Origin of the sequence: Halanaerobium praevalens DSM 2228 (assembly GCF_000165465.1) — a bacterium.
GTDB lineage: Bacteria > Bacillota > Halanaerobiia > Halanaerobiales > Halanaerobiaceae > Halanaerobium > Halanaerobium praevalens.
Genome location: NC_017455.1, coordinates 1,705,101 through 1,726,993, shown reverse-complemented (window position 1 = coordinate 1,726,993; position 21,893 = coordinate 1,705,101). Strand labels below are relative to the sequence as shown.

At 31.3% G+C, this 21,893-nt stretch carries 19 protein-coding genes; all 19 read left to right on the top strand.

Annotation, left to right across the window (positions count from 1 at the left end):
* Positions 1–86: 86 nt before the first annotated feature.
* The 19 genes from nhaC (HPRAE_RS07970) (at position 87) to HPRAE_RS07880 (ending at position 21,883) form a co-directional block, all read left to right on the top strand.
* Positions 87–1,541, top strand: a complete 1,455-nt coding sequence (gene nhaC, locus HPRAE_RS07970; protein ID WP_014553706.1) for a Na+/H+ antiporter NhaC — start codon at positions 87–89, stop codon at positions 1,539–1,541.
* 155 nt (positions 1,542–1,696) lie between these two features.
* Entirely contained in the window at positions 1,697–2,086 is a 390-nt protein-coding gene (kal, locus tag HPRAE_RS07965) for a 3-aminobutyryl-CoA ammonia lyase (RefSeq protein ID WP_014553705.1), read from the top strand.
* A 12-nt stretch (positions 2,087–2,098) separates the two neighbouring features.
* Positions 2,099–2,911, top strand: coding sequence for a 3-keto-5-aminohexanoate cleavage enzyme (gene kce / locus HPRAE_RS07960; protein WP_014553704.1), 813 nt, complete (start codon positions 2,099–2,101; stop codon positions 2,909–2,911).
* A 23-nt stretch (positions 2,912–2,934) separates the two neighbouring features.
* Entirely contained in the window at positions 2,935–3,588 is a 654-nt protein-coding gene (gene atoD / locus HPRAE_RS07955) for an acetate CoA-transferase subunit alpha (protein ID WP_014553703.1), read from the top strand.
* Between the two features lie 2 nt (positions 3,589–3,590).
* Positions 3,591–4,253: a 3-oxoacid CoA-transferase subunit B gene (locus HPRAE_RS07950; RefSeq protein ID WP_014553702.1), complete on the top strand. Its 663-nt coding sequence runs from the start codon at positions 3,591–3,593 to the stop codon at positions 4,251–4,253.
* A 35-nt stretch (positions 4,254–4,288) separates the two neighbouring features.
* Positions 4,289–5,707 carry a Na+/H+ antiporter NhaC gene (nhaC, locus tag HPRAE_RS07945; RefSeq protein WP_014553701.1) on the top strand — a complete coding sequence of 473 codons (1,419 nt, stop codon included), beginning with the start codon at positions 4,289–4,291 and terminating at the stop codon, positions 5,705–5,707.
* A gap of 34 nt (positions 5,708–5,741) precedes the next feature.
* Positions 5,742–7,001 carry a lysine 2,3-aminomutase gene (kamA, locus tag HPRAE_RS07940; RefSeq protein ID WP_014553700.1) on the top strand — a complete coding sequence of 420 codons (1,260 nt, stop codon included), beginning with the start codon at positions 5,742–5,744 and terminating at the stop codon, positions 6,999–7,001.
* 44 nt (positions 7,002–7,045) lie between these two features.
* A complete protein-coding gene (locus HPRAE_RS07935) occupies positions 7,046–8,227 on the top strand; it encodes an acetyl-CoA C-acetyltransferase (protein WP_014553699.1) in 1,182 nt (393 codons plus the stop codon).
* Between the two features lie 225 nt (positions 8,228–8,452).
* A complete protein-coding gene (locus tag HPRAE_RS07930) occupies positions 8,453–9,661 on the top strand; it encodes a M20 family metallopeptidase (RefSeq protein WP_014553698.1) in 1,209 nt (402 codons plus the stop codon).
* Between the two features lie 24 nt (positions 9,662–9,685).
* Complete coding sequence (locus HPRAE_RS07925) at positions 9,686–10,528, top strand: 3-hydroxybutyryl-CoA dehydrogenase (protein WP_014552303.1); 843 nt, start codon at positions 9,686–9,688, stop codon at positions 10,526–10,528.
* 87 nt (positions 10,529–10,615) lie between these two features.
* On the top strand, positions 10,616–11,398 hold the full coding sequence (locus HPRAE_RS07920) for an enoyl-CoA hydratase-related protein (RefSeq protein WP_014552304.1): 783 nt from the start codon (positions 10,616–10,618) through the stop codon (positions 11,396–11,398).
* Between the two features lie 26 nt (positions 11,399–11,424).
* A complete protein-coding gene (locus HPRAE_RS07915) occupies positions 11,425–13,014 on the top strand; it encodes an amidohydrolase (protein WP_014553697.1) in 1,590 nt (529 codons plus the stop codon).
* A gap of 56 nt (positions 13,015–13,070) precedes the next feature.
* Positions 13,071–14,210, top strand: coding sequence for an acyl-CoA dehydrogenase (locus HPRAE_RS07910; RefSeq protein WP_014553696.1), 1,140 nt, complete (start codon positions 13,071–13,073; stop codon positions 14,208–14,210).
* 28 nt (positions 14,211–14,238) lie between these two features.
* Positions 14,239–15,027 carry an electron transfer flavoprotein subunit beta/FixA family protein gene (locus HPRAE_RS07905; protein ID WP_014553695.1) on the top strand — a complete coding sequence of 263 codons (789 nt, stop codon included), beginning with the start codon at positions 14,239–14,241 and terminating at the stop codon, positions 15,025–15,027.
* A 19-nt stretch (positions 15,028–15,046) separates the two neighbouring features.
* On the top strand, positions 15,047–16,303 hold the full coding sequence (locus HPRAE_RS07900) for an electron transfer flavoprotein subunit alpha (RefSeq protein WP_014552307.1): 1,257 nt from the start codon (positions 15,047–15,049) through the stop codon (positions 16,301–16,303).
* 172 nt (positions 16,304–16,475) lie between these two features.
* Positions 16,476–17,558, top strand: coding sequence for an alanine/ornithine racemase family PLP-dependent enzyme (locus tag HPRAE_RS07895; RefSeq protein WP_014553694.1), 1,083 nt, complete (start codon positions 16,476–16,478; stop codon positions 17,556–17,558).
* Positions 17,559–17,600: 42 nt separating this feature from the next.
* Positions 17,601–18,503: an acetamidase/formamidase family protein gene (locus tag HPRAE_RS07890; RefSeq protein ID WP_014553693.1), complete on the top strand. Its 903-nt coding sequence runs from the start codon at positions 17,601–17,603 to the stop codon at positions 18,501–18,503.
* Positions 18,504–18,530: 27 nt separating this feature from the next.
* Positions 18,531–20,516: a methyl-accepting chemotaxis protein gene (locus HPRAE_RS07885; protein WP_014553692.1), complete on the top strand. Its 1,986-nt coding sequence runs from the start codon at positions 18,531–18,533 to the stop codon at positions 20,514–20,516.
* Positions 20,517–20,794: 278 nt separating this feature from the next.
* Complete coding sequence (locus HPRAE_RS07880; RefSeq protein WP_014553691.1) at positions 20,795–21,883, top strand: RNA polymerase factor sigma-54; 1,089 nt, start codon at positions 20,795–20,797, stop codon at positions 21,881–21,883.
* Positions 21,884–21,893 lie beyond the last annotated feature (10 nt).

Sequence of the window (21,893 nt, the reverse complement as noted above, 5' to 3'; positions counted from 1 at the left end):
CTTAAATTATTAGCGAGCAAATGAGTATTAAAAAAAGTTAGTGATTATAAGTTAAAATTAAATATTAAAATCCTAGGGGGATGCAAATGTCGAAAACTAAGCTTGATAATGTAGAGGAGAAGAAAGTACCGAGTTTTTCAAGTGTTATATTTGTATTTTTGTATTTAATTGTTACAATGGGAATTTCTGTCTTATGGCTTGAAATACCAATTCATATTACTTTAGTTTCTGCTGCTATTGTAACTACTATAGTGGCAATGATGCAGGGTTATTCTTGGGAAGAAATACAGGCTGCTATTTTACACGGATGTAGTATTGCAATGCTGCCAATGTTGATTTTGATGATCATTGGAGCTATTATTGGGGCCTGGATTTCTGCTGGTACAATTCAGACTATTATTTATTATGGTTTACAGTTAATTAGTCCCAGGTGGTTTTTAGTAGCAGCGGCTTTAATGTGTTCTATAACTTCACTTGCTACTGGAAGTGCTTGGACAACTTCTGGAACAATTGGAGTTGCTTTAATGGGGATTGGAGCTGGTCTGGGAGTTCCAGCTGGAATGACTGCAGGCGCTGTAGTTTCTGGATCGTATTTTGGAGATAAAATGTCTCCTTTATCTGATTCAACAAATTTAGCAGCAGCAGTAGCTGAGGCTGATTTGTTTGAACATATTAAACATATGATTTATACAGTTGGTCCAGGTTTAGCCTTATCTTTACTTGCTTATGCTGTTTTAGGGGCTCGTTTTGGGGGAGAAACTTTAGATCCTCAACAAATGGCAGTGATCAATGAAACTTTAACAGGTCTGAACCAAAATTTTAATTTGAGTTTATGGTTATTAATTCCACCTGTTGCAGTAATTATTATGGCAGTTAAAAAAGTTCCTGCTCTTGCCTCACTGATTATCTCAGCTTTAATGGGGGGAGTCTTTGCTTTGATTTTTCAAGGAGCTTCAATCCATGAGATTACTCAAGCAATGAATTGGGGTTTTGTTTCTGAAACCGGAATTGAATCAGTTGATGCATTATTAAGTCGTGGTGGAATGCAGAGTATGATGTGGACTGTTTCCTTAGGATTTATCGCCCTTTCATTTGGCGGTATTTTAGAAAAAACTTATATGTTAGAAGTAATATTAAATAAAATAGAGCCATTAATTAAAACTACTGGCAGTTTAGTCTTAACTACACTACTTGGTAGTTTAGCTACTAACTTTTCAATGGCTAGTCAGTATATGGCAATTATTATTCCAGGTAGAATGCTTGCTCCAGCTTACAAAAGGTTGAATCTTAAAACCAAAAACTTATCTCGGGCTCTAGAAGATGGTGGTACTGTTTTTGCTCCTCTAGTTCCTTGGAGTTTGTCAGGAGCTTTTTCCGCTGGTGTTTTAGGAATTTCTACTATTGAATATGTCCCTTATGCATTTTTGTGTTTCTTTGTTCCTGTAATTTCAGCAATTTATGGGATGACAGGATTTACAATGGAATATGAAGATGAAAATCAAGATAAAATAGACAATAATTCAGAAACAAAGGCTAAATAGTTAGCTATGAAAGTTGATTGATAATTAAAAAGTCAGTAAAATTAAATTATTTTTTGAAAATGAATTTTGCTGACTTTTATTAAAATTCTTAGTAATATTTACTAAGGTAATTATTTATAAATTAATAAAAATTATTATTTAAAGGAGAATGTCAAATGAGTGAAGCACTAATTAGAATGAGAATGAGTTCAGCCGATGCACATTATGGTGGAGGTTTAGTTGATGGAGCCAAAATGTTAGAACTTTTTGGTGATGTTGCAACAGAATTATTAATTCGTCAAGATGGTGATGAAGGTTTATTTCTTACATATGATAGTGTAGAATTTACAGCACCAGTATTTGAGGGAGATTATATAGAAGCAGTTGGTAAAATTGTTGAACTTGGGAATAGTTCTAGAAAAATGGAATTTGAAGCAAGAAAAGTTATTAGTTCTCCCAAAGCAGAAGGATTACCAGATTCAGCAAGAGACGTTTTAGAAGAGCCAATTGTAGTAGCAAAAGCAAAAGGCATTTGTGTAGTTCCTAAAGATAAGCAAAGAAATTAGGAGGTTTTAATAATGGAAAAATTAATTATTACTGCTGCTTTAACTGGAGCAGAAGTTACTCAAGATATTCAGCCTAATTTACCAATTACAGCTGAAGAAATTGCAATTGAAGCAGAAAAGGCATATGAAGCTGGAGCTGCAATCGTACATGTTCACGCTAGAGAAGAAGATGGTTCTCCAACTCAAGCTAAAGAAGCTTATCAAGAAATTAAAGAAAAAATTGAAGCAAGATGTCCTGTTATTTTTCAGCCATCTACTGGAGGAGCTACTTGGCATACAGCTGAAGAACGTTTACAGCCAGTTGAATTATCTCCTGAAATGGCAACATTAAGTACTGGAACTTGTAATTTTGGTGAAGATGTTTTTATGAATACTCAAGAATATATGATTAAATTCGCTAAAAAAATGAAAGAAAAAGGTGTTAAGCCAGAAATTGAAGTTTTTGAAGCTGGTATGATTGCTAATGCTCAATATTTAGTCAAAAAAGGCTTAATTGATACACCACTTCATTTTGATTTTGTACTTGGTGTTCCAGGTGCAATGCCTGCTTCAGCTAGAAATTTAGTTTATATGGCTGAAACCATTCCTGCTGGTTCAACTTGGACAGTAGCTGGTATTGGTAGACATGAAACTCCTTTAGCAATGATGGCTATTGCAATGGGTGGTCATGTTCGAGTAGGTTTTGAAGATAATATTTATTATAAAAAAGGTGAGTTAGCAAAAAGTAATGCTCAATTAGTTGAAAGGATTGCAAGAATGGCTGCTGAAGCCGGTAGAGAAGTTGCAACACCTGATGAAGCAAGAAAAATTTTAAGTATTAAATAATTAATATTGGAGGCGTTTTTCGAATGAGTAAAATTATTTCTTTAGAAGATGCAGCAGCAAAAGTTGAGGCTGGAGATCGGGTAATGGTTGGAGGCTTTTTGGCCTGTGGTTCTCCGGAAGAAATTTTGGCTAAAGTTTTAGAAAACGATGTTGATAATTTAACTATTATTGCTAATGATACCTCCTTTCCAGATAAAGGTATTGGTCAACTAGTAGCTTCTGGAAATGTTAAAAAAGTTATTGCTAGTCATATTGGAACTAATCCAGAAACTGGTAAAAAGATGCATGATGGATCTATGGAAGTTGAATTAGTACCACAAGGTACCCTGGCTGAGAGAATTAGAATTGGAGGGGCCGGACTGGGTGGATTTTTAACTCCTACTGGAGTTGGAACAATAGTTGAAGAAGGTAAAAAAGTTATAGAATCTGAAGGTCAAGAATACTTACTTGAATTACCTTTAAAAGCTGATGTAGCTTTAGTTAAAGCTTGGAAAGCAGATAAAAAAGGTAATTTAGTTTATAGAAAAAGTGCTAGAAACTTTAATCCTCTAATAGCTAAAGCATGTGAAACAGTTATTGTAGAAGCTGAAGAAATTGTAGAAGTAGGAGAACTTGATCCAGATCATGTTGTGACTCCTTCAATTTTTGTGGATTATATAGTTAGGGGTGAAAATTAATCATGGATATTAAAGAGAAAAAACAAATTATAGTTAAAAGAATTGCTCAAAGTTTAGAAGATGGTGATGTTGTCAACCTGGGAATAGGGATGCCTACTTTAGTAGCAAACTATGTTCCAGAAGATATAGATATTACTTTACAGTCTGAAAATGGTTTTCTGGGCTTAGGACCTAAGCCTGAAGAAGGTAAAGAAGATAAAGATCTGACAAATGCTGGTGGACAACCAGTGACCATTAAAGAAGGGGGTGTATTTTTCGATAGTGCAGAATCCTTTGCTATCATCAGAGGTGGTCATGTTGATAAAACAGTTCTAGGTGCCTTACAAGTTGACGCTCAAGGTAATTTAGCTAACTGGATGATCCCAAATAAAATTGTACCTGGAATGGGTGGAGCAATGGACCTTGTAGTAGGAGCTAAAGATGTTATTATTGCTACTCTACAAACAACTAAAAAAGGTAATTCCAAGATTTTAGCTGAGTGTACTTTACCTTTAACTGCTAAAAAACAGGTTGATTATATTGTAACAGAAATGGGCTTTTATAAATTAGAAGCTGGTAAATTAATTTTGACTGAAATTAATCCTGATTATACAGTAGAAGAGGTAAAAAATGCTACTGATGCTGAATTAATAATATCTGAAAATCTAAAAAAAATGAGTATCTAAAAAGTATCTAAATTAAATTAAGGAGAGGTAAAATAATGTCTAATAAAACTAAAAGAGATCCATATTTATGGGAAGCGGGACTTTCTTTCTTAGCAATTATCATTTCTATCAGTTTAGCAATTGTTAAATTCGGTTCAGAACCACATATAGCTCTGTTTATTGGTACAATTGTTGCTTCATTAGTCGCTTTAAAGGCTGGATACAAGTGGAAAGAAATCGAAGAGGGCATGAAAAATGGTATTAATAATTCTCTTCAAGCAATTATCATTTTGATGATTATTGGTATTATTATTGGTATTTGGATTTCAGCTGGTGTAGTTCCAACTATGATCTATTATGGACTTAAAGTTTTAAATCCAACTTATTTCTTAGTTGCTACTGCTCTTATTTGTTCTATAACTTCTCTAGGAACTGGTAGTTCTTGGACAACTGTTGGTACTGTTGGTATCGCAATGATGGCTATTGGTGAAGGCCTAGGAATTCCTTTACCTGTTGTTGCAGGTTCTATTATTTCTGGTGCTTGGTTTGGAGATAAGATTTCTCCACTTTCTGATACAACTAACTTAGCCCCAGCAATGGCAGGAGCAAAACTTTATGATCATATTAAACATATGTTATATACAACAAGTGTTGGTTATGGAATCACTTTAGTAATCTTTACTTTTTTAGGTTTTAAATATGGTGGAGGAGCAGCTGAGATGGGTCAAGTTGATCTTCTATTAAAAGGATTATCAGGAGCTTTTAATATTAACTTAATGTTATTATTGCCACCAGTAATAGTAATTGGATTAGCAGTTAAAAAAGTACCTGCAATTCCAGCTTTGGCAATTGGTGCTATAGCAGGAGCATTATTTGGAGTTATTTTCCAGGGTATTGGTTTTGGAGATATTTTAAATGCAGGATATGGTGGTTATGTAAGTAATACAGGTATGGATTCTGTAGATAGTCTACTAAGTAATGGTGGAGTTACTGCTATGATGTACTCTATTTCAATTATTTTCTTAGCTATGATGTTTGGTGGAGTTATGGAAGAGACCAATCAGTTAAAAGTAATTGTTACTAGTGTTTTAACTAAGCTAAAAAGCGATAATTCTTTAGTAGCTGCTACAGTTTTAACAGGTATTTTAATGAATATTACTCTTGCTGATGAGTATATGTCAATTGTAATTACAGGTCGTACTTATGCTCAAGCTTATAGAGATCGTGGTTTAAAAGCTAAAAACTTATCTAGAGCTTTAGAAGATGGTGCTACTCAAACTTGTGCTTTAGTGCCTTGGAATACTAATGGTGCTTATGTAGCTGGAACTTTAGGCATTGCAACACTTGCTTATTTACCTTTCTGCTTCTTTAACTGGATTACTCCAATTGTTTCAATTGTATTTGCTTTACTAGGAATAACAATTGAGCATGAAGATGATTATGTAGCAGAAGATGAAAATCAAAAATTAGCATAACTTATAAATTATTTGATAAAGGAGAGATTATATAATGTTAGATGCAAAAGCTGTTGGAAATGAAGAAGTTTACAAAATGTGGGATTGTACTGAAGAAGAATGGAATGACTGGAAATGGCAGGTAAAAAATAGAGTTACTGATTCTGAAGAATTAGCTAAACTTATTAATTTAGATGATGGAGAAAAAGAAGAAATTGAAGAAGTATTAGAAAAGTTCAGAATGGGAATTACTCCTTATTATGCAACTTTAATGGATGCTGATGACCATAATTGTCCTGTTAGAATGCAGGCTGTACCAGATATTATGGAAACTCACTTAAGCGGTAGTGATATGGAAGATCCATTACACGAAGATGGTGATTCTCCAGTTGATGGTATAACTCATCGTTACCCAGATAGAGTATTATTCTTAATTACAGATCAGTGCTCTATGTACTGTCGTCACTGTACTCGCAGAAGATTTGCTGGTCAAAATGATTCTGGAGTACCTATGGAAAGAATTGACAAGTGTTTAGAATATGTTAGAAATACACCTCAAGTTAGAGACGTATTACTTTCTGGAGGAGACTGTCTCTTAATTTCTGATGACAAATTAGAATATATTATTAAAGAATTATCTGAGATTGATCACGTAGAAGTTATTAGATTAGGTTCTAGAACTCCTGTTGTTATGCCTCAGAGAATTACAGATGATTTAGTTAATATGTTAAAGAAGTATCATCCAATCTGGTTAAATACACACTTTAACCATCCAAAAGAAATTACTAAAGAAGCTGCAGAAGCTTGTGCAAAACTTGCTAATGCTGGTATTCCTTTAGGTAACCAAAGTGTATTAATGCGTGGAATTAATGATAGTTCAGAAGTTATGATGGATCTAGTACAAAAACTTGTACAGATTAGAGTTCGTCCTTACTATATTTATCAGTGTGACTTATCAATGGGTATTGAGCACTTTAGAACAAAAGTTTCTAAAGGTCTTGAAATTATGGAATCATTAAGAGGCCATACTTCAGGATATTGTGTACCTACTTATGTTATTGATGCTCCAGGTGGTGGTGGTAAGACTCCAGTAATGCCACAATACTTAATTAGTATGTCACCAACTAAAGTTGTATTAAGAAATTATGAAGGAGTAATTACAACTTATACTGAACCACAGTATATTGAAACTGAAGAAGATGGACCAAAATATAAATCTGAAAAAGCTCGTGAACATGGTGGAGTTGCAGATTTATTAAGAGGTAAAGAAGTTAAGTCTCTAGAACCAACAGATATGAAAAGAAAAGAAAGATAAATAAATAGTTTTATAGTTCAGGGTAAGTAAGAGGAGGCAATATAATGAAAGAAGTTGTTATTGTTGAAGCTTTAAGAACACCAATTGGTAAATTTGGCGGTAAATTGAAAAATATTTCTGCTGTTGATCTTGGTGCACAAGTAATTAAAGCCGCTTTAGAAAAGACACAGATTCCTAAAGCAGAAATTAATGAAGTTATTTTCGGTAATGTTTTACAAGCAGGACTCGGTCAGAATCCAGCTAGACAGGCAGCTATTAAAGCAGGTATCCCAGAAGAGATACCTGCAGTAACTATTAACAAGGTTTGTGGTTCAGGTTTAAAAACTGTAAATCTTGCTGCTCAAGCAATTAAAGCTGGTGATGGAGATATTTATGTTGTTGGTGGAATGGAAAGTATGAGCCAGGCACCTTATGTTAACCAAAAGAACAGATGGGGAGCTAAAATGGGTGACTTTAAAATGGTTGATACAATGATCAATGATGGTCTATTCTGTGCATTTAATGAATATCATATGGGAATTACTGCTGAAAATGTTGCTGAAAAATGGAATCTGAGCCGAGAGGCACAAGATGAATTTTCTGCTATCAGTCAGCAAAGAGCAGAAAAAGCAATGAAAGAAGATAGATTCCAAGACGAGATAGTTCCAGTAGAAATTCCTCAGCGTAGAGGTGAAAATGAAATTTTCTCTAAAGATGAGGGACCTCGTCAGGGAGTAACTAAAGAAAGTTTAGCTAACTTAAGACCTGTTTTCAAAAAAGATGGTACTGTAACTGCAGGAAATGCTTCTGGAATTAATGATGGAGCAGCTGTATTAATAGTAATGTCAAAGGAAAAGGCAGAAGAATTAGGCTTAGAAATATTAGCTGAAATTATATCTTATGCTTCTGCTGGAGTAGATCCTAAAATAATGGGAACAGGACCTATCCCTGCAACTAGAAAAGCTTTATCAAAAATCAAGCTTGGAATTGATGATCTTGATTTAATTGAAGCAAATGAAGCTTTTGCTTCTCAATCATTAGCAGTAATTGAAGAACTTAATTTAAATACAGATATTGTTAATGTTAATGGTGGTTCTATTGCTTTAGGTCATCCAATTGGAGCTAGTGGAGCTCGCATCTTAATTACATTATTACATGAGATGAAAAAGAGAGATTCTAAAACAGGCTTAGCTACTTTATGTATTGGTGGCGGTCAAGGAGCTGCAACTGTAGTAAAACGTAAATAAAGAAATATAGTTATTTAATTTAAGTTTAAAATATATTTCATTATTTATAAACTTAAACACAGGCCTGTGCTCTAGAATAAAAGAGTACAGGTTATGTGTTAAGTACAATTAGTTACTTAATTCACTTAACAAATAAGGTCTAAATAAAAAGTAGATGAGTATAAGTCTGTTGTCTGATTAAACAGAGGTAAAAAAAGAATATTAGAATTCGAGGAGGCTAGAATAGTGGTTCAAGCTATTAGTAAGTATATTAATCGAAAGCAAGTTGAAGTTTTGCTTGCAGATCTGATAAAGATTCCTAGTCCTTTTTTTAGAGAAGATGAAATAATAGACTATGTTTTTAACTGGTTTGAAAATAATAATCTACCAGTTAGTATGCATCAGTTTGAAGAAAAGAAAGTGACTGGTTTTGAAGGACGTAATGTAGTTGGTAGTCTAAAAGGGGACGATGAAGGACCTAAAATTCTCTTAAATGGCCATTTAGATACAGTTGAAATTTGTGAAGGTTGGACTAAAAAGCCACTTGGAGCAGAAATAGTTGGTGATAAAATGTATGGAGTAGGAGCACTTGATATGAAAAGTGGTTGTGCTGCCATTATGCTAGCTGTAAATGCTTTTTCTAAAACTGTAAGTAGTTTTAATGGAGAAATTTTATATACTCTAGTTAGTGATGAAGAAGGTCCTTTTGGACTAGGAACAGATAATTTGATTCTTGATGGTTATACTGAAGATGTTGATGTTGCTATTGTACCTGAACCAAGTTCTGGTTTTGCTGGAGAAAAATTTCCCTGTCTTTGCTTAGGTGCCCGAGGTGGCTGGAAGTATAAGGTGAATGTTAAAGGGAAATCAGCTCATGGAGCTAATCCTGAAAAGGGCATAAATGCTATTAGTGAAGCTGCTAAAATACTACTAGAAATCGAAAAATCAGAGTTAAAAGATCATGAAAAATTAGGCCCTGGTTCAATTTGTATTTTAGATGTTGAAGGTGGTGGAGCACCCTTATCTGTACCTGATAAAGCTTCTTTTTCTATCTTTAGACATGTTACAATAGGAGAAGATAAAAATTATATTAGAAAAGAATTTGCAAAAGCTTTAGCTAAAGCAGATATAAAAGGTAGTGCTAATTTGGAATTTAGAGAAGCTCCTCATAAAAAATGTGATGGTTTTTTACCTTATGTTGTTTCTGAAAGTAATCCTTATACTCAGACTTTTAAAGAAAGTGTACTTAATGTTACAGATTCAAAAGCAAAAATTGCATATTTTTCTAGTGTGGGTGATTTTAATTATCTGGGTTCAAGAGTAAAAGTTCCTACCTTTGTCTTCGGTCCAGCTGGTAAAAATTATCATAGTGCCGATGAATATGTTGATTTGAATTCAGTAGTTCAAACTGCTGAAGTAATATATAACTACCTATTAAAAATATTAGTTGACTAATATCAGAAAGGGGAAGTTTGCGTTATGAATAAAATTGGTATTTTAGGTGCAGGAACAATGGGAAATGGAATTGCTAATGTTATAGCTAAAAATGAATATCAGGTGATAATGGTAGATATTGATCAAGAAAATTTAGAAAAAGGCTATAAAAATATTGAAAAAAGCCTCAGTCGTTCTGTTAAAAAAGAAAGAATAACTGAAGCCGAAAAGAAAGCAATTTTAGACCGAATAGAAACTGCTTCCAAATTAGAGGCCTTAGCAGAGGTAGATTTAGTAATAGAAGCAGTAATTGAAAACTTAGAAATCAAGAAAGATATTTTCAAAAAACTTGATCAGATAGTTAAGGATGAGGCTATACTAGCTACTAATACATCTGCTTTAAGTATTACTGAAATTGCAGCTGCCACAGCTAGAAGAGAAAATGTTATTGGTATTCACTTTTTTAATCCAGTACCAATGATGAAACTTGTAGAAGTTATTAGAGCTGCTGAAACTTCTGATGCTTGCTATGATAAAGTAGAAGAGCTTGTAAAATCAATTAATAAAGAAGCAGTTAAAGTCAATGAAGCTCCTGGCTTTGTTGTTAATAGGATTTTAATTCCAATGATTAATGAGGCTGCTTATATTTTACAAGAAGGAGTTTCTTCTGCTGAAGATATTGATTTAGCTATGAAATTGGGTGCAAATCATCCAATAGGACCTTTAGCTTTAGCTGATTTAATTGGACTTGATGTCTGTTTAGCAATTATGGAAACTCTACATTCAGAACTTGGGGAAGATAAATATCGTCCCTGTCCTTTACTGAAAAAGAAAGTTAGGGCTGAACAGTTAGGTAGAAAATCTAAAAAAGGTTTTTATAATTACTAAAAGTTAAATATCAGCTGCCCCGAATTTATATTTGGGACAGCTGTTTCATAAAAGATTTAACTAGACAGTCAATTAAGGGAGGCAAAGATGAATTATAATAATTTAATTCTTAACTTTGAAAATGAAATTGCTATTATAAAAATTAATAGACCTAAAGCTTTAAATGCTTTAAATAAAGAAACTTTAGAAGAGTTAGACCTAGCTATCACTGATTTAGATAAAAACGATAAAATTAAAACAGTTATTATTAGTGGAGAAGGTAAAAAGGCTTTTGTTGCAGGTGCTGATATATCTGAAATGAAAAGCATGAATGTAAAAGAAGCTAAAGATTTTTCTTTATTAGGTAATCAAGTTTTTAACAAAATAGAAAATTCAACTAAAATATTTATTGCAGCAGTTAATGGTTATGCTTTAGGTGGAGGTTGTGAACTTGCTTTAGCTTGTGATATTAGAATTGCAGCTAAAGGAGCAAAGTTTGGCCAACCAGAAATTAATTTAGGTATTATTCCTGGTTTTGGAGGAACTCAACGTTTAACTAAAGTTATTGGTAAATCCCAAGCCTTAGAATTGATTTTAACTGGTGATAATATTGATGCTGAAGAAGCTAAAATTTTAAAATTAGTTAATCAGATTGTAGAAGTAGAAGATATTATGGAAAAGGCAAAATTGATTGCTGAAAAAATAGCTAAGAAATCTGCTCCTATTATTTCTACTGCTAAAGAAGCTGTAAATTTCGCCTTAGAACATCCTTCTGCAGAAGGAAGTAAATTTGAAGCTAATTTATTTAGTACTTGTTTTAGTACTAAAGATCAAAAAGAAGGTATGCAGGCATTTTTAAATAATAGGAAAGCTGATTTTAAGAATGAATAAATAAGCTGTAAAGGGATGAGAATATTATGCCAAAACTCTTTTATAATGCTGATATTTATACTATGGATAAATCTAATCCAGTTATTGAGAATGTATTGGTTGAAGATGGGTTAATTATAGGTTATAATGTTGAAGTAAGTGAAAAATATCAGAAAGTTGATCTTAAAGGAAAAACATTAATTCCCGGCTTATGTGATAGTCATTTACATACTGTAATGTATGGTTCTGAATTGGATAAATTAGATTTAAGTAAAGCTAATTCTATTGATCAGTTAATAAAAATGGGACAAAAATATCTAAAACAAAAAGATTTTAAGCCAAATGAATGGATGTTTGGCTGGGGTTGGAATCAAGAAAATTTTAAAGAAAATAAATTACCAACTGCTCAAGATTTAGATAAAATATCAACTGAAATTCCAATTGTGTTTAAAAGAGAGTGTCGGCATGTTTTAACAGCAAATAGTGCTGCTTTAAAAAAAGCTAAACTTTATCAGAAAGAAATTAAAAATGAGAGAGTTTATACTGATCAAAATAATAAACCGAATGGAATATTGTGTGAAGATGCACAAAATTTAATTTTAGCTGCTGCACCTCAAACAACTATTACTGATATCAAAAAATATATTTTAAAGGCTTCTGCAAAGTATTTAGAATATGGACTAACTTTTGTTCAATCTGATGACTTGGCTGATTCTAATATTTCTTTTACTAAAACTTTAAAAGCTTATTTTGAATTAGCTGATAGTGGTAAATTACCTTTAAGATATAATTTGCAATTAAGATTAACAAATGAAAAAGAATTAAAAGAATTTATAGCCAAATATAATATTTCTGATTATAATGATTATTTAAGCTTAGGTCCTTTAAAGATTTGGGCTGATGGCTCTTTAGGTGCAAGGACTGCTGCTTTAAGAAAAGCTTATAGTGATCAAGCTGATAATGAAGGGCAACTTTTATGTAGCAGAAAAAAAATGAAAAAATTAGTTGAGATAGCCTATAAAAATAAAATGCCAGTTGCCTGCCATGCAATTGGTGATAGAACGATTGAGCAATTTGTGGAGATCATAGAAGAGTTAAATCAAAAATTTGATTATAACTTAAGGCACCGGATAATTCACTCTCAACTTGCAGATTATAAATTATTAAAAAGAATAAAAGCCGCTGGGATTAATACAGATATTCAACCTGCATTTACAGCAAGTGACTGGAAAATAGTAAAAGAGAGAATTGGCAAGCAAAGAGAATACCAGAGTTATTTATGGAAAGATATGGTTGATTTAAATATTAATGCTGCTGGTAGTTCTGACTCACCCATTGAAAGACCAGATCCAATTTGGGGTATTAGTTGTCTTGTAACAAGAAAAGATAGTGATTTGAAACCCGATTTTGGCTGGCTTCCTAATCAAAAAGTAACAGTTCAAACTGCATTAGAAATCTATACAAAAAATGGAGCTTATAATGCTAGAGCTGAAAACAAATTAGGAAAGATAAAAACTGGTTATAAAGCTGATTTTAGTATTTTATCTAAAAATCCTTTTTATGTAAAACCAGATGAATTAAGAGAGATCAAGGTAGATGCTACTGTTATTGATGGTAATTTAATTGGAAACTTATAAATAAGAAATGAACCTGATAATAGTAAATAACAAAGTATAAATTTGGAGGTAAAAAAATGGATTTTAATTTAACAAGTACTCAAGAAATGATACAAAAAGTTGTAAGAGATTTTGCTGAAAATGAAGTAAAGGATATAGCTGCAGAGATTGATGAAACATGCGAATTTCCAAGAGAAAATGTAGAAAAGATGGCTGCTGCTGATATGTTAGGAATTCCTTTTCCAGAAAAGTATGATGGATCAGGTGGTGACACTTTAAGTTATGTATTAGCAATCGAAGAATTATCAAAAGCATGTGCTACACATGGAATTATTTTGTCTGCACACACTTCTTTAGGTGCTCACCCTATTTATCAATTTGGTAATGAAGAGCAGAAAGAAAAGTATTTAAAGCCTTTAGCACGAGGAGACAAATTAGGTGCTTTTGGTTTAACAGAACCAGATGCAGGAACTGATGCATCAGCTCAAAAAACAACAGCAGAACTTGATGGTGATGAATATATTTTAAACGGTTCTAAGATATTTATTACTAATGCTGGTGAAGCAGATACATTTATAGTTTTTGCTATGACAGATAAAAGCAAAGGAACTAGAGGAATTAGTGCCTTTATTGTAGAGAGAGAATATCCAGGATTTTCTGTTGGTAAAAAAGAAAATAAATTAGGAATTAATGCTTCTGATACTAGAGAATTAATTTTTAAAGATTGTAGAGTACCAAAAGAAAATTTATTAGGAAAAGAAGGTATGGGCTTTAAGATTGCAATGGCAACTTTAGATGGAGGAAGAATTGGAGTTGCAGCTCAGGCTTTAGGTATTGCTCAAAGAGCTTTAGATGAGACAGTACAATATGTAAAAGAAAGACAGCAGTTTGGTCGTGCTATTTCTAAATTCCAGGGTTTACAGTGGGAAATTGCAGAAATGGCAACAAAAGTAGAAGCAGCCAGATTATTAGTTTATAAAGCTGCTAAAACTAAAGATTCAGGTCAGAGATACTCAAAAGAAGCAGCAATGGCTAAATATTATGCTTCAGAAGCAGCATTTGCTGTTGCAAACAAAGCTATCCAATTACATGGTGGTTATGGTTATATTAAAGAATATCCAGTTGAACGCTTATTACGTGATGCTAAAATCACAGAAATTTATGAGGGTACAACTGAAGTACAGAAAATGGTAATCGCAGGTTCTTTATTAAATTAATTAGGATTTATTAACAGGAGGTAAAATAATGAATATATTAGTATGTGTAAAACAAGTACCAGATACAGATGAAGTTAGAATTGATGAAGAAAATGGAACATTAATTAGAGATGGTGTACCAAGTATTATTAATCCAGAAGATAAAATAGCATTAGAAGAAGCAGTAAGATTAAAAGAAGAGCATGGAGGAAAGGTTACAGTAATAAGTATGGGACCACCTCAGGCAAAAACAGCTCTTTTAGAAGCATATGCAATGGGAGCAGATGAATGTATTTTAGTATCAGATAGAGCTTTTGCTGGTTCTGATACCTGGGCTACTTCTTATACTTTAGCTCAAGGAATTAAAAATGCAGGTGAATTTGATATTATTTTCTGTGGTCGTCAGGCAATTGATGGAGATACAGCGCAAGTTGGACCACAGATAGCTGAAAATCTTGGTATGCCTCAAATCACTTATGTTCGTGGTTTAGAAGTAGAAGGTGAAAAAGTTAAAGCTAAAAGAGCTTTAGAGGATGGATATAGTGTTGTAGAAACAAAAATGCCTGTTTTATTAACAGTTATTGATGGTTTAAATAAACCACGTTATCCTTCTATTAAAAGAGTAGTTGCTGCTTTTAAAAAGGAAGATTGTATTAAAGTATGGTCAACAGATGATTTTGAAGTTGACATGTCTAAACTAGGACTTGATGCTTCTCCAACTCAGGTATATGATACTTTTGTGCCAACAAATGAGAAAAAAGGAGAATTTTTAGAAGGAAATGAAAAAGAAAAAGTAGAAAAATTACTAGAAAAATTAAAACTAGAACAGGTATTATAATCATAGGAGGAATAGTTGAATGTTAAATATATTTGAAGATAAGTGTGTCGGGTGTGGAGTTTGTGTAACTAGCTGTCCATTTGATGCTTTAAAAATGGAAAATGATATAGCAGTTGTTGATACAGAAAAATGTACTATGTGTGGTATTTGTGTTAAAAAATGTAATTTTGATGCAATGGAAATTGATAAAGAAGAAACAGGTGAAAAACAAGACATCTCTGGTTACAAAGGTGTTTGGGTATTAGCTGAGCAGAGAGGTAATAAATTACTAGATGTTTCTTTTGAACTATGTAGTGAAGGAAGAAAATTAGCTGATGAATTAGGTACAAGCTTATCTGTAATTGTATTAGGATCAGATGTAAAAGAAGAAGCAAAAGAATTATTTGCTTACAAAGCAGATAATGTATATATTGTGGAAGATGAAGAACTAAAAGATTACAGAACAGAAACTTATACAGCTGTTATTTGTGACTTAATTAATGAATTTAAACCAGAAATAGTTCTTTTAGGAGCAACTCATAACGGTAGAGATTTAGGACCTCGTATTTCTGCTCGTTTAGATACAGGTTTAACAGCTGATTGTACAAAACTTGAAATTGATAAAGAAAGAAATATTTTACTTCAAACTAGACCAGCATTTGGTGGTAACTTAATGGCAACTATTATTTGTCCTGATCACAGACCACAAATGTCTACAGTTAGACCAGGAGTTATGGAAAAAGCTGAGCCAGATCACAGTAAAACTGGTGAAATTGAAGAGATAGAAGTAGAGATTAATGCTGAAAATGTTAATTCTCAGATTACTGATAGTGGTAAGATAATTAACCTTAAATCAGATTTATCAGATATTGATATTTTCACAACAATTAAAGAAATTGTAAAAGAAGCTAAAGCAAGTGTTAATTTAGAAGATGCTGATATTATTGTTTCTGGAGGTAGAGGTGTAGGTAGTCCAGAAAACTTCGAATTAATAGAAGAATTAGCTACCGTTTTAGGAGGAGAAGTAGGAGCTTCTCGCGCAGTAGTAGATGAAGGTTGGATTGAAAAACCACACCAGGTTGGACAAACAGGTAAGACAGTTAAGCCAAAAGTATATTTTGCTTGTGGTATTTCAGGAGCTATCCAGCATAAAGCAGGAATGGAAAACTCTAATTTAATTATTGCAATTAATACTGATCAAGATGCTCCAATTTTTGAGATCTGTGACTATGGTCTTGTTGGAGACTTGAAAAAAATTGTACCATTACTTAGTAAAGCTTTTGCAGAACTTAAGTAAATATTAATTATAAATTTAACTTTTAAGAATAAGGGCCAGTAAAATATTAAACTTTACTGGTTCTTATTCTATTTATATATCTAGAGTATTATTTTAAATTAGATAAATTAGCTTTAGATATAGATTTTAGCCTTAACTATTTTCAGCTATAATAAGAATAGAGGTGTAAGCAATGAAATATCCAAGAATAGATATCGATTTGTCAAAACTTAAATCTAATTTTACTAAATTAAATACCAAATGTTTAGAAAAAAAAATAAATTTAACTGTAGTAACTAAAGGTATTGCTGGAGATCAAAAAATTATAGAAACCTTTATAAATTCAGGAGTTAAAAGCATTGCTGATTCACGTTTAGATAATATAAAAAAGATTAGGAAATTAAATTATCAGGGAGAAATAATTTTACTTAGAATCCCTAAAAAAACAGAAATAAATGAGGCAGTAGATTATATTGATTATAGTTTAGTAACTGAACTTGAAAGTTGTAAATTGTTAGCAAAAGCAGCTAATAAAAAGAATAAAAAAATTGGGGTTATAGTAATGGTAGATATTGGGGATCGGAGAGAAGGCGTGATGCCTCAAGATTTAACTGATTTTATACAAAAAATAATAAAACTACCAGGACTTTATTTAGAAGGTATAGGAACTAATCTAGGTTGTTATGGATGTGTTATACCTGATCAAGCAAATACTAAAAGAATAATTGCTTTAAAAAATAAAGTAGAAAAAGAATTAGCTATAAAAATTAATCGGCTTTCTGGTGGTAATACAGCCACAACTAATTTATTTGGAACAGGTTTATTAGAAGCAGAGATTAATAACTTAAGAATAGGGGAAGCAATTTTACTCGCAAATGATGTTACAAATCAACGGCAAATAGATTATTTAGAGCAAGATGTATTTACAATTAAAGCAGAAATAGTTGAACTGAAAGAAAAACCAAGTTTACCCAAAGGTTCACAGGGTTGTAATTTTAGTGGTGACCAAATAAAGTTTAAAGATAAAGGGATTGTTAAAAGAGCTATTTTAGCTATTGGCAGCCAAGATATAGATCATAGCTCATTATATCCTGAATTAAAAGGAATAGAAATTTTAGGTAGTAGTAGTGACCATTTATTGTTAGACTTAAGCAACTGTAAAGAAAATTTAAAATATGGAGATGTTTTAAAATTTAAAGTAGGTTATAGTGCTTTATTAAGAGCAATGACTTCTCCCTATGTAGCTAAAAATTATTTGACTGCAAATGAAAATTAATTTTATATAGTAAAATAATAAAAAGAAAAAGGATGATTATAATTGATTAAAATTTCTGCAGATAATTATATTTATAATATGTCAGCTGAAAATAAAGCAGCAGCTGAAGTAAGTTCTGGAGCTAAAGTTTTATTTGAGACAAGTGATTGTTTTAAAAATCAACTTAACCCAGATAATTTGGATTTAGATCAAGTCGACTGGAATCAAATTAATCCTGCTACAGGTCCCCTTAAAATCAAAGAAGCTGAAATTGGTGATACTCTAAAAATTAATATTGAAAAAATTAATTTCAATGATTATGGAGTTATGTTAGCTGAGCCTGAGATGGTTTTTGTTGATGATGTAGTAAAAGAAGCTAAAGCTAAAATAATTAAAATTAAAGAAAATAAGGCAATTTTTAATCAAAATATAGAACTAGAATTGAATCCGATGATTGGTGTAATTGGAGTTGCACCTGCTAAAAAAAAGGGTTCTATTGCTTGTGATACTCCTGATTCTCATGGTGGGAATATGGATGCTAAAATTATAAAAGAAGGAAGTACTTTATATCTGCCAGTTTTAGTAGAAGGAGCAATGTTAGCTTTAGGTGACTTACATGCTGCCATGGCAGATGGGGAAATGGTTACCGGAATTGAAGTAGCTGGAGAAGTAGAACTAACAGTTGAAGTTATTAAAAATAAAAAAATCGAAAATCCGATTTTAGAAGACAAAGATTATTTTTATACAATTGCTTCTGCTAAAAAGATTTATCAAGCCTGTAAAATTGCTTCTAATAATATGTTTTCTTTTTTAGAAAAAAGAGTTGCAATTGACCCAACAGAATTAACAATGTTAATGGGTTTAATTTGTGATATAGAAATTTGTCAAATAGTAGATCCACAATTAACTGCAAGAGTTAAAGTCCCAAAACATAAACTTGAGAACTTTGAAATCAAATTCAATTAAGAGAAGAGCTAAAAGGAGGAGAAAATATTGAAAGAAATATTTAAAGGTAGTTTAAATACTAAAATTACAGTTATTTTAATAGTTTTTCTAGTGCTAGGAATGGGTATTTTAGCTTATTTTATTAATAATGATGTTCATCAAGAAGTTAATAAATTATCTCGCGATCGAAATAATGAAACTGTTTTAACTTTAAAAACAGGAATTAATAGTTTTTTAAATGAAAGTGCCAATTTATTAAAAGTAACAGCAAATGTGGATTCAGTTAAAAATATCAGGGAAAAAGAATTAAAAACATATTTTGCTGAAGTACTGAAGGTACATCCAGAAATCAGAAGTGTTTATTTAGGCACAGAAGCTGGAGCAATGTTAGATGTACCAAAAGATGATTTAGGTGATGATTATGATCCACGTGAAAGACCCTGGTATCAAGAAGCAGAAACAGCAAACGATGTTATTTGGACTGATACATATGTAGATTTAGGTACCGGAGAGTTAATTATCACAGCTGCCAAAAGAGTTAAAAATGATCAAGGTCAGCAAGTAGGGGTAATTGCTGCAGATATTTCTCTGAAAACAGTTAGTGATTTTATAGCTGGTAAAAAGGTAGGTCAAAATGGATATTCTTTTTTAATTAATAATCAAGCTCAGGTAATAGCTCATCCTCAGCATCAATTAATTGATGAAAAATATGATATGGGACAGGTTCTTAATTTTAATCAAATTTCAAATAATAAGAATTCATTTTTAGAATATGAACATCAAGGTGAAGAGTATCTTGCATCTTATGCTTATCTGCCTCAATTAGATAGTTATGTTTTTGCTCAAGTTCCAATGTCAGAAGCCTATCAAGCAAATAAATCTATTTTAAAAACTATTATTTCATATTCACTTATAATTGTTATTTTATTAGTTATAGTTTTAGCTATTTTTATTAAGAAAAACGTAGTTAATCCAATTAAATATTATGGTGAAAAAATGGAGCTAGTTGCTAATGGGAATTTAAATGTTTCTCTCGAAACTGATAGAAATGATGAGCTTGGTACAATGGCTATTATTTTCAATAAAATGATCAAACAATTAAGAAATTTAGTTACAAATATTATGAGTACTTCAGAGGAAGTATTAGAAACTGCTTCTCATCTAGAAGTAAGTTCTAAAGAAGTAGGAGAAACTTCAGAACAAGTAGCTATTTCGATTCAAGAAGTTGCTAATGGTGCTGAAGATCAGTCTCGAAATGTTGATCAAGTATCAGATAAAATCAAAAAGTTTAGTAGTGGTTTAGATAATCTTTCAAATACAAGTAATAAGGTTGAAGGTTTATCAGATGAAATGAATGATGTAATTATTGAAGGTCAGCAGAAAATGGAAAAATTAAATACCCAAATGGATAATATTATTCTTTCTATCAGAAATGTTGGTGAAGACATTGAAGAATTAGAAGGAATCTCAAATGAAATTGGAAGTATTATAGAGATTATAGATAGTATAGCAGAACAAACTAATTTACTTGCTTTAAATGCTGCTATAGAAGCTGCAAGAGCTGGAAGTGCTGGGCGTGGATTCTCAGTAGTTGCAGATGAAATAAGAGATTTAGCAGAAGAATCATCTACTTCAGCTGATAAAATTAAGAAATTAATTGATAAAGTAACTAAAAAAACCGAGGTAGTAGGAGATGAAATGGAAGTTAGTGAAAAAGAAATTTCTAATGGAGAAGATTTAGTTAATTCTGTTAATTTAACTTTTGATTCAGTAACTGATAAAATCTCTAAAGTTAATGCAGGCATGAAAAAAACAGCTAGTGTTATAGAAGCTAATTTTGAGTATAGTAGTGAAATAGCTAAAAATGCAGAGAATATATCTGATATAGCTGAAAATACTTCTGCTTCAGCTCAAGAAGTTGCTGCTGCTAGTGAAGAACAAACTGCTTCCGTAGAAGAATTATCTTCTATTTCTGCTAATTTAACTGAAAAAGCTTCACATTTAGAAGAATTAATAGCTAAATTTGAAATTTAACTTAGAACTAATAATTGTTAAGATGAAAAAATAATTATAGAATTTAAAAAGCTATAGTTATCATAAGTTACTAAAAATAAAGAATTAAACAATTGAAATTTAATTTTTAATCATTTAACTATGAAATTTGCAATTTAATTTTTTTGAAAGTATAATAATAGTTAGGCAATAAAATTAAGTTGTTTTAATTATAATTAATTTGCAAAGTTATTTAGATTAATAATTATTTTGATTTTGTTTAATTCTTTAAAATTTTTAGTAATTAAAAGGAGATTTATATGGAATTAGATTTTAATATTAACTTAGAGCAGAAACAAGATCTTATCCTGACTCCAGAATTAAAAATGGCCATAGAAATATTACAATACAGCAGCTTGGAGTTAAGTGAATTTATAGATAAAGAGATACAAGAAAATCCTTTATTAGAAAAGATGGAAAAATTCCAAGATAATAAATATAGTTATAATAACTCAATTACTAAAGATAAAATAGAATATGAAAAATTTATATCTTATAAGCCAAGTTTTTGTGAATCATTAGAAAATCAATTATTTGAAGTTTTAAATGATAATGAAATACGAGTTGGTAAATTTATAGTTGGTAGTTTTAATGATCAAGGAGAACTTACTTTGGCTTTAGAAGTAATTGCGGATCTTTTTGAAATAGAATTAGCTCAAGTTGAAACTATATTAGAAAAAATTAAGAAGTTAAATATTGATTTTTCTGATTTAAATCCTTTAGAAAATAAAGTTGATTATGTTGAACCTGATATAATAGTAAAAAAAGAACTAGATGATTATAAAATTATTTATAAAGAAAAATTTTCCCCAACTTTAAAAATTAATAATTATTATTACAACTTACTAAAACAGTCTGATGACCCAGAATGCATAGAGTATTTAAAAAATAAACACCGCTCCGCAATTTGGTTAATTAAAAGTATTATTAAAAGAAGAGAAACAATAAAAAAAATAGCAGAAGCCATTTTAAAAAAACAAAAAAGATTTTTTGAAAAAGGTTTAGAATACTTAGAAGTTCTAACCATGGAAGATGTTGCTAAAGAAATTGAAATGAATGAATCGACTGTTAGTAGAGCTACTACTGGAAAGTATATGCAGACACCACATGGAGTTTTTAATTTAAAATTATTTTTTAATAGTGGAATAGACAATGTTTCTTCAGTTAGTATTAAAGCTATTTTAAGTAAAGAAATTGCTAAAGAAGATAAAGCTAAACCTTTAACTGATAGTAAATTAGCTGAAGTTTTACAGGCAAAACATGAAATTAGTATTAATCGTAGAACAGTCGCCAAGTATAGAAAATCATTAGGTATTGGTAGTTCAAGAGCACGCAAAAAAAGTAATTAGTAATTAAATA

What these genes read in the sequence shown, in the direction of transcription:
- nhaC (WP_014553706.1), top strand. Translation starts at nt 87, where the DNA reads ATGTCGAAAACTAAGCTTGATAATGTAGAGGAGAAGAAAGTACCGAGT.
- kal (WP_014553705.1), top strand. Translation starts at nt 1,697, where the DNA reads ATGAGTGAAGCACTAATTAGAATGAGAATGAGTTCAGCCGATGCACAT.
- kce (WP_014553704.1), top strand. Translation starts at nt 2,099, where the DNA reads ATGGAAAAATTAATTATTACTGCTGCTTTAACTGGAGCAGAAGTTACT.
- atoD (WP_014553703.1), top strand. Translation starts at nt 2,935, where the DNA reads ATGAGTAAAATTATTTCTTTAGAAGATGCAGCAGCAAAAGTTGAGGCT.
- HPRAE_RS07950 (WP_014553702.1), top strand. Translation starts at nt 3,591, where the DNA reads ATGGATATTAAAGAGAAAAAACAAATTATAGTTAAAAGAATTGCTCAA.
- nhaC (WP_014553701.1), top strand. Translation starts at nt 4,289, where the DNA reads ATGTCTAATAAAACTAAAAGAGATCCATATTTATGGGAAGCGGGACTT.
- kamA (WP_014553700.1), top strand. Translation starts at nt 5,742, where the DNA reads ATGTTAGATGCAAAAGCTGTTGGAAATGAAGAAGTTTACAAAATGTGG.
- HPRAE_RS07935 (WP_014553699.1), top strand. Translation starts at nt 7,046, where the DNA reads ATGAAAGAAGTTGTTATTGTTGAAGCTTTAAGAACACCAATTGGTAAA.
- HPRAE_RS07925 (WP_014552303.1), top strand. Translation starts at nt 9,686, where the DNA reads ATGAATAAAATTGGTATTTTAGGTGCAGGAACAATGGGAAATGGAATT.
- HPRAE_RS07920 (WP_014552304.1), top strand. Translation starts at nt 10,616, where the DNA reads ATGAATTATAATAATTTAATTCTTAACTTTGAAAATGAAATTGCTATT.
- HPRAE_RS07915 (WP_014553697.1), top strand. Translation starts at nt 11,425, where the DNA reads ATGCCAAAACTCTTTTATAATGCTGATATTTATACTATGGATAAATCT.
- HPRAE_RS07910 (WP_014553696.1), top strand. Translation starts at nt 13,071, where the DNA reads ATGGATTTTAATTTAACAAGTACTCAAGAAATGATACAAAAAGTTGTA.
- HPRAE_RS07905 (WP_014553695.1), top strand. Translation starts at nt 14,239, where the DNA reads ATGAATATATTAGTATGTGTAAAACAAGTACCAGATACAGATGAAGTT.
- HPRAE_RS07900 (WP_014552307.1), top strand. Translation starts at nt 15,047, where the DNA reads ATGTTAAATATATTTGAAGATAAGTGTGTCGGGTGTGGAGTTTGTGTA.
- HPRAE_RS07895 (WP_014553694.1), top strand. Translation starts at nt 16,476, where the DNA reads ATGAAATATCCAAGAATAGATATCGATTTGTCAAAACTTAAATCTAAT.
- HPRAE_RS07880 (WP_014553691.1), top strand. Translation starts at nt 20,795, where the DNA reads ATGGAATTAGATTTTAATATTAACTTAGAGCAGAAACAAGATCTTATC.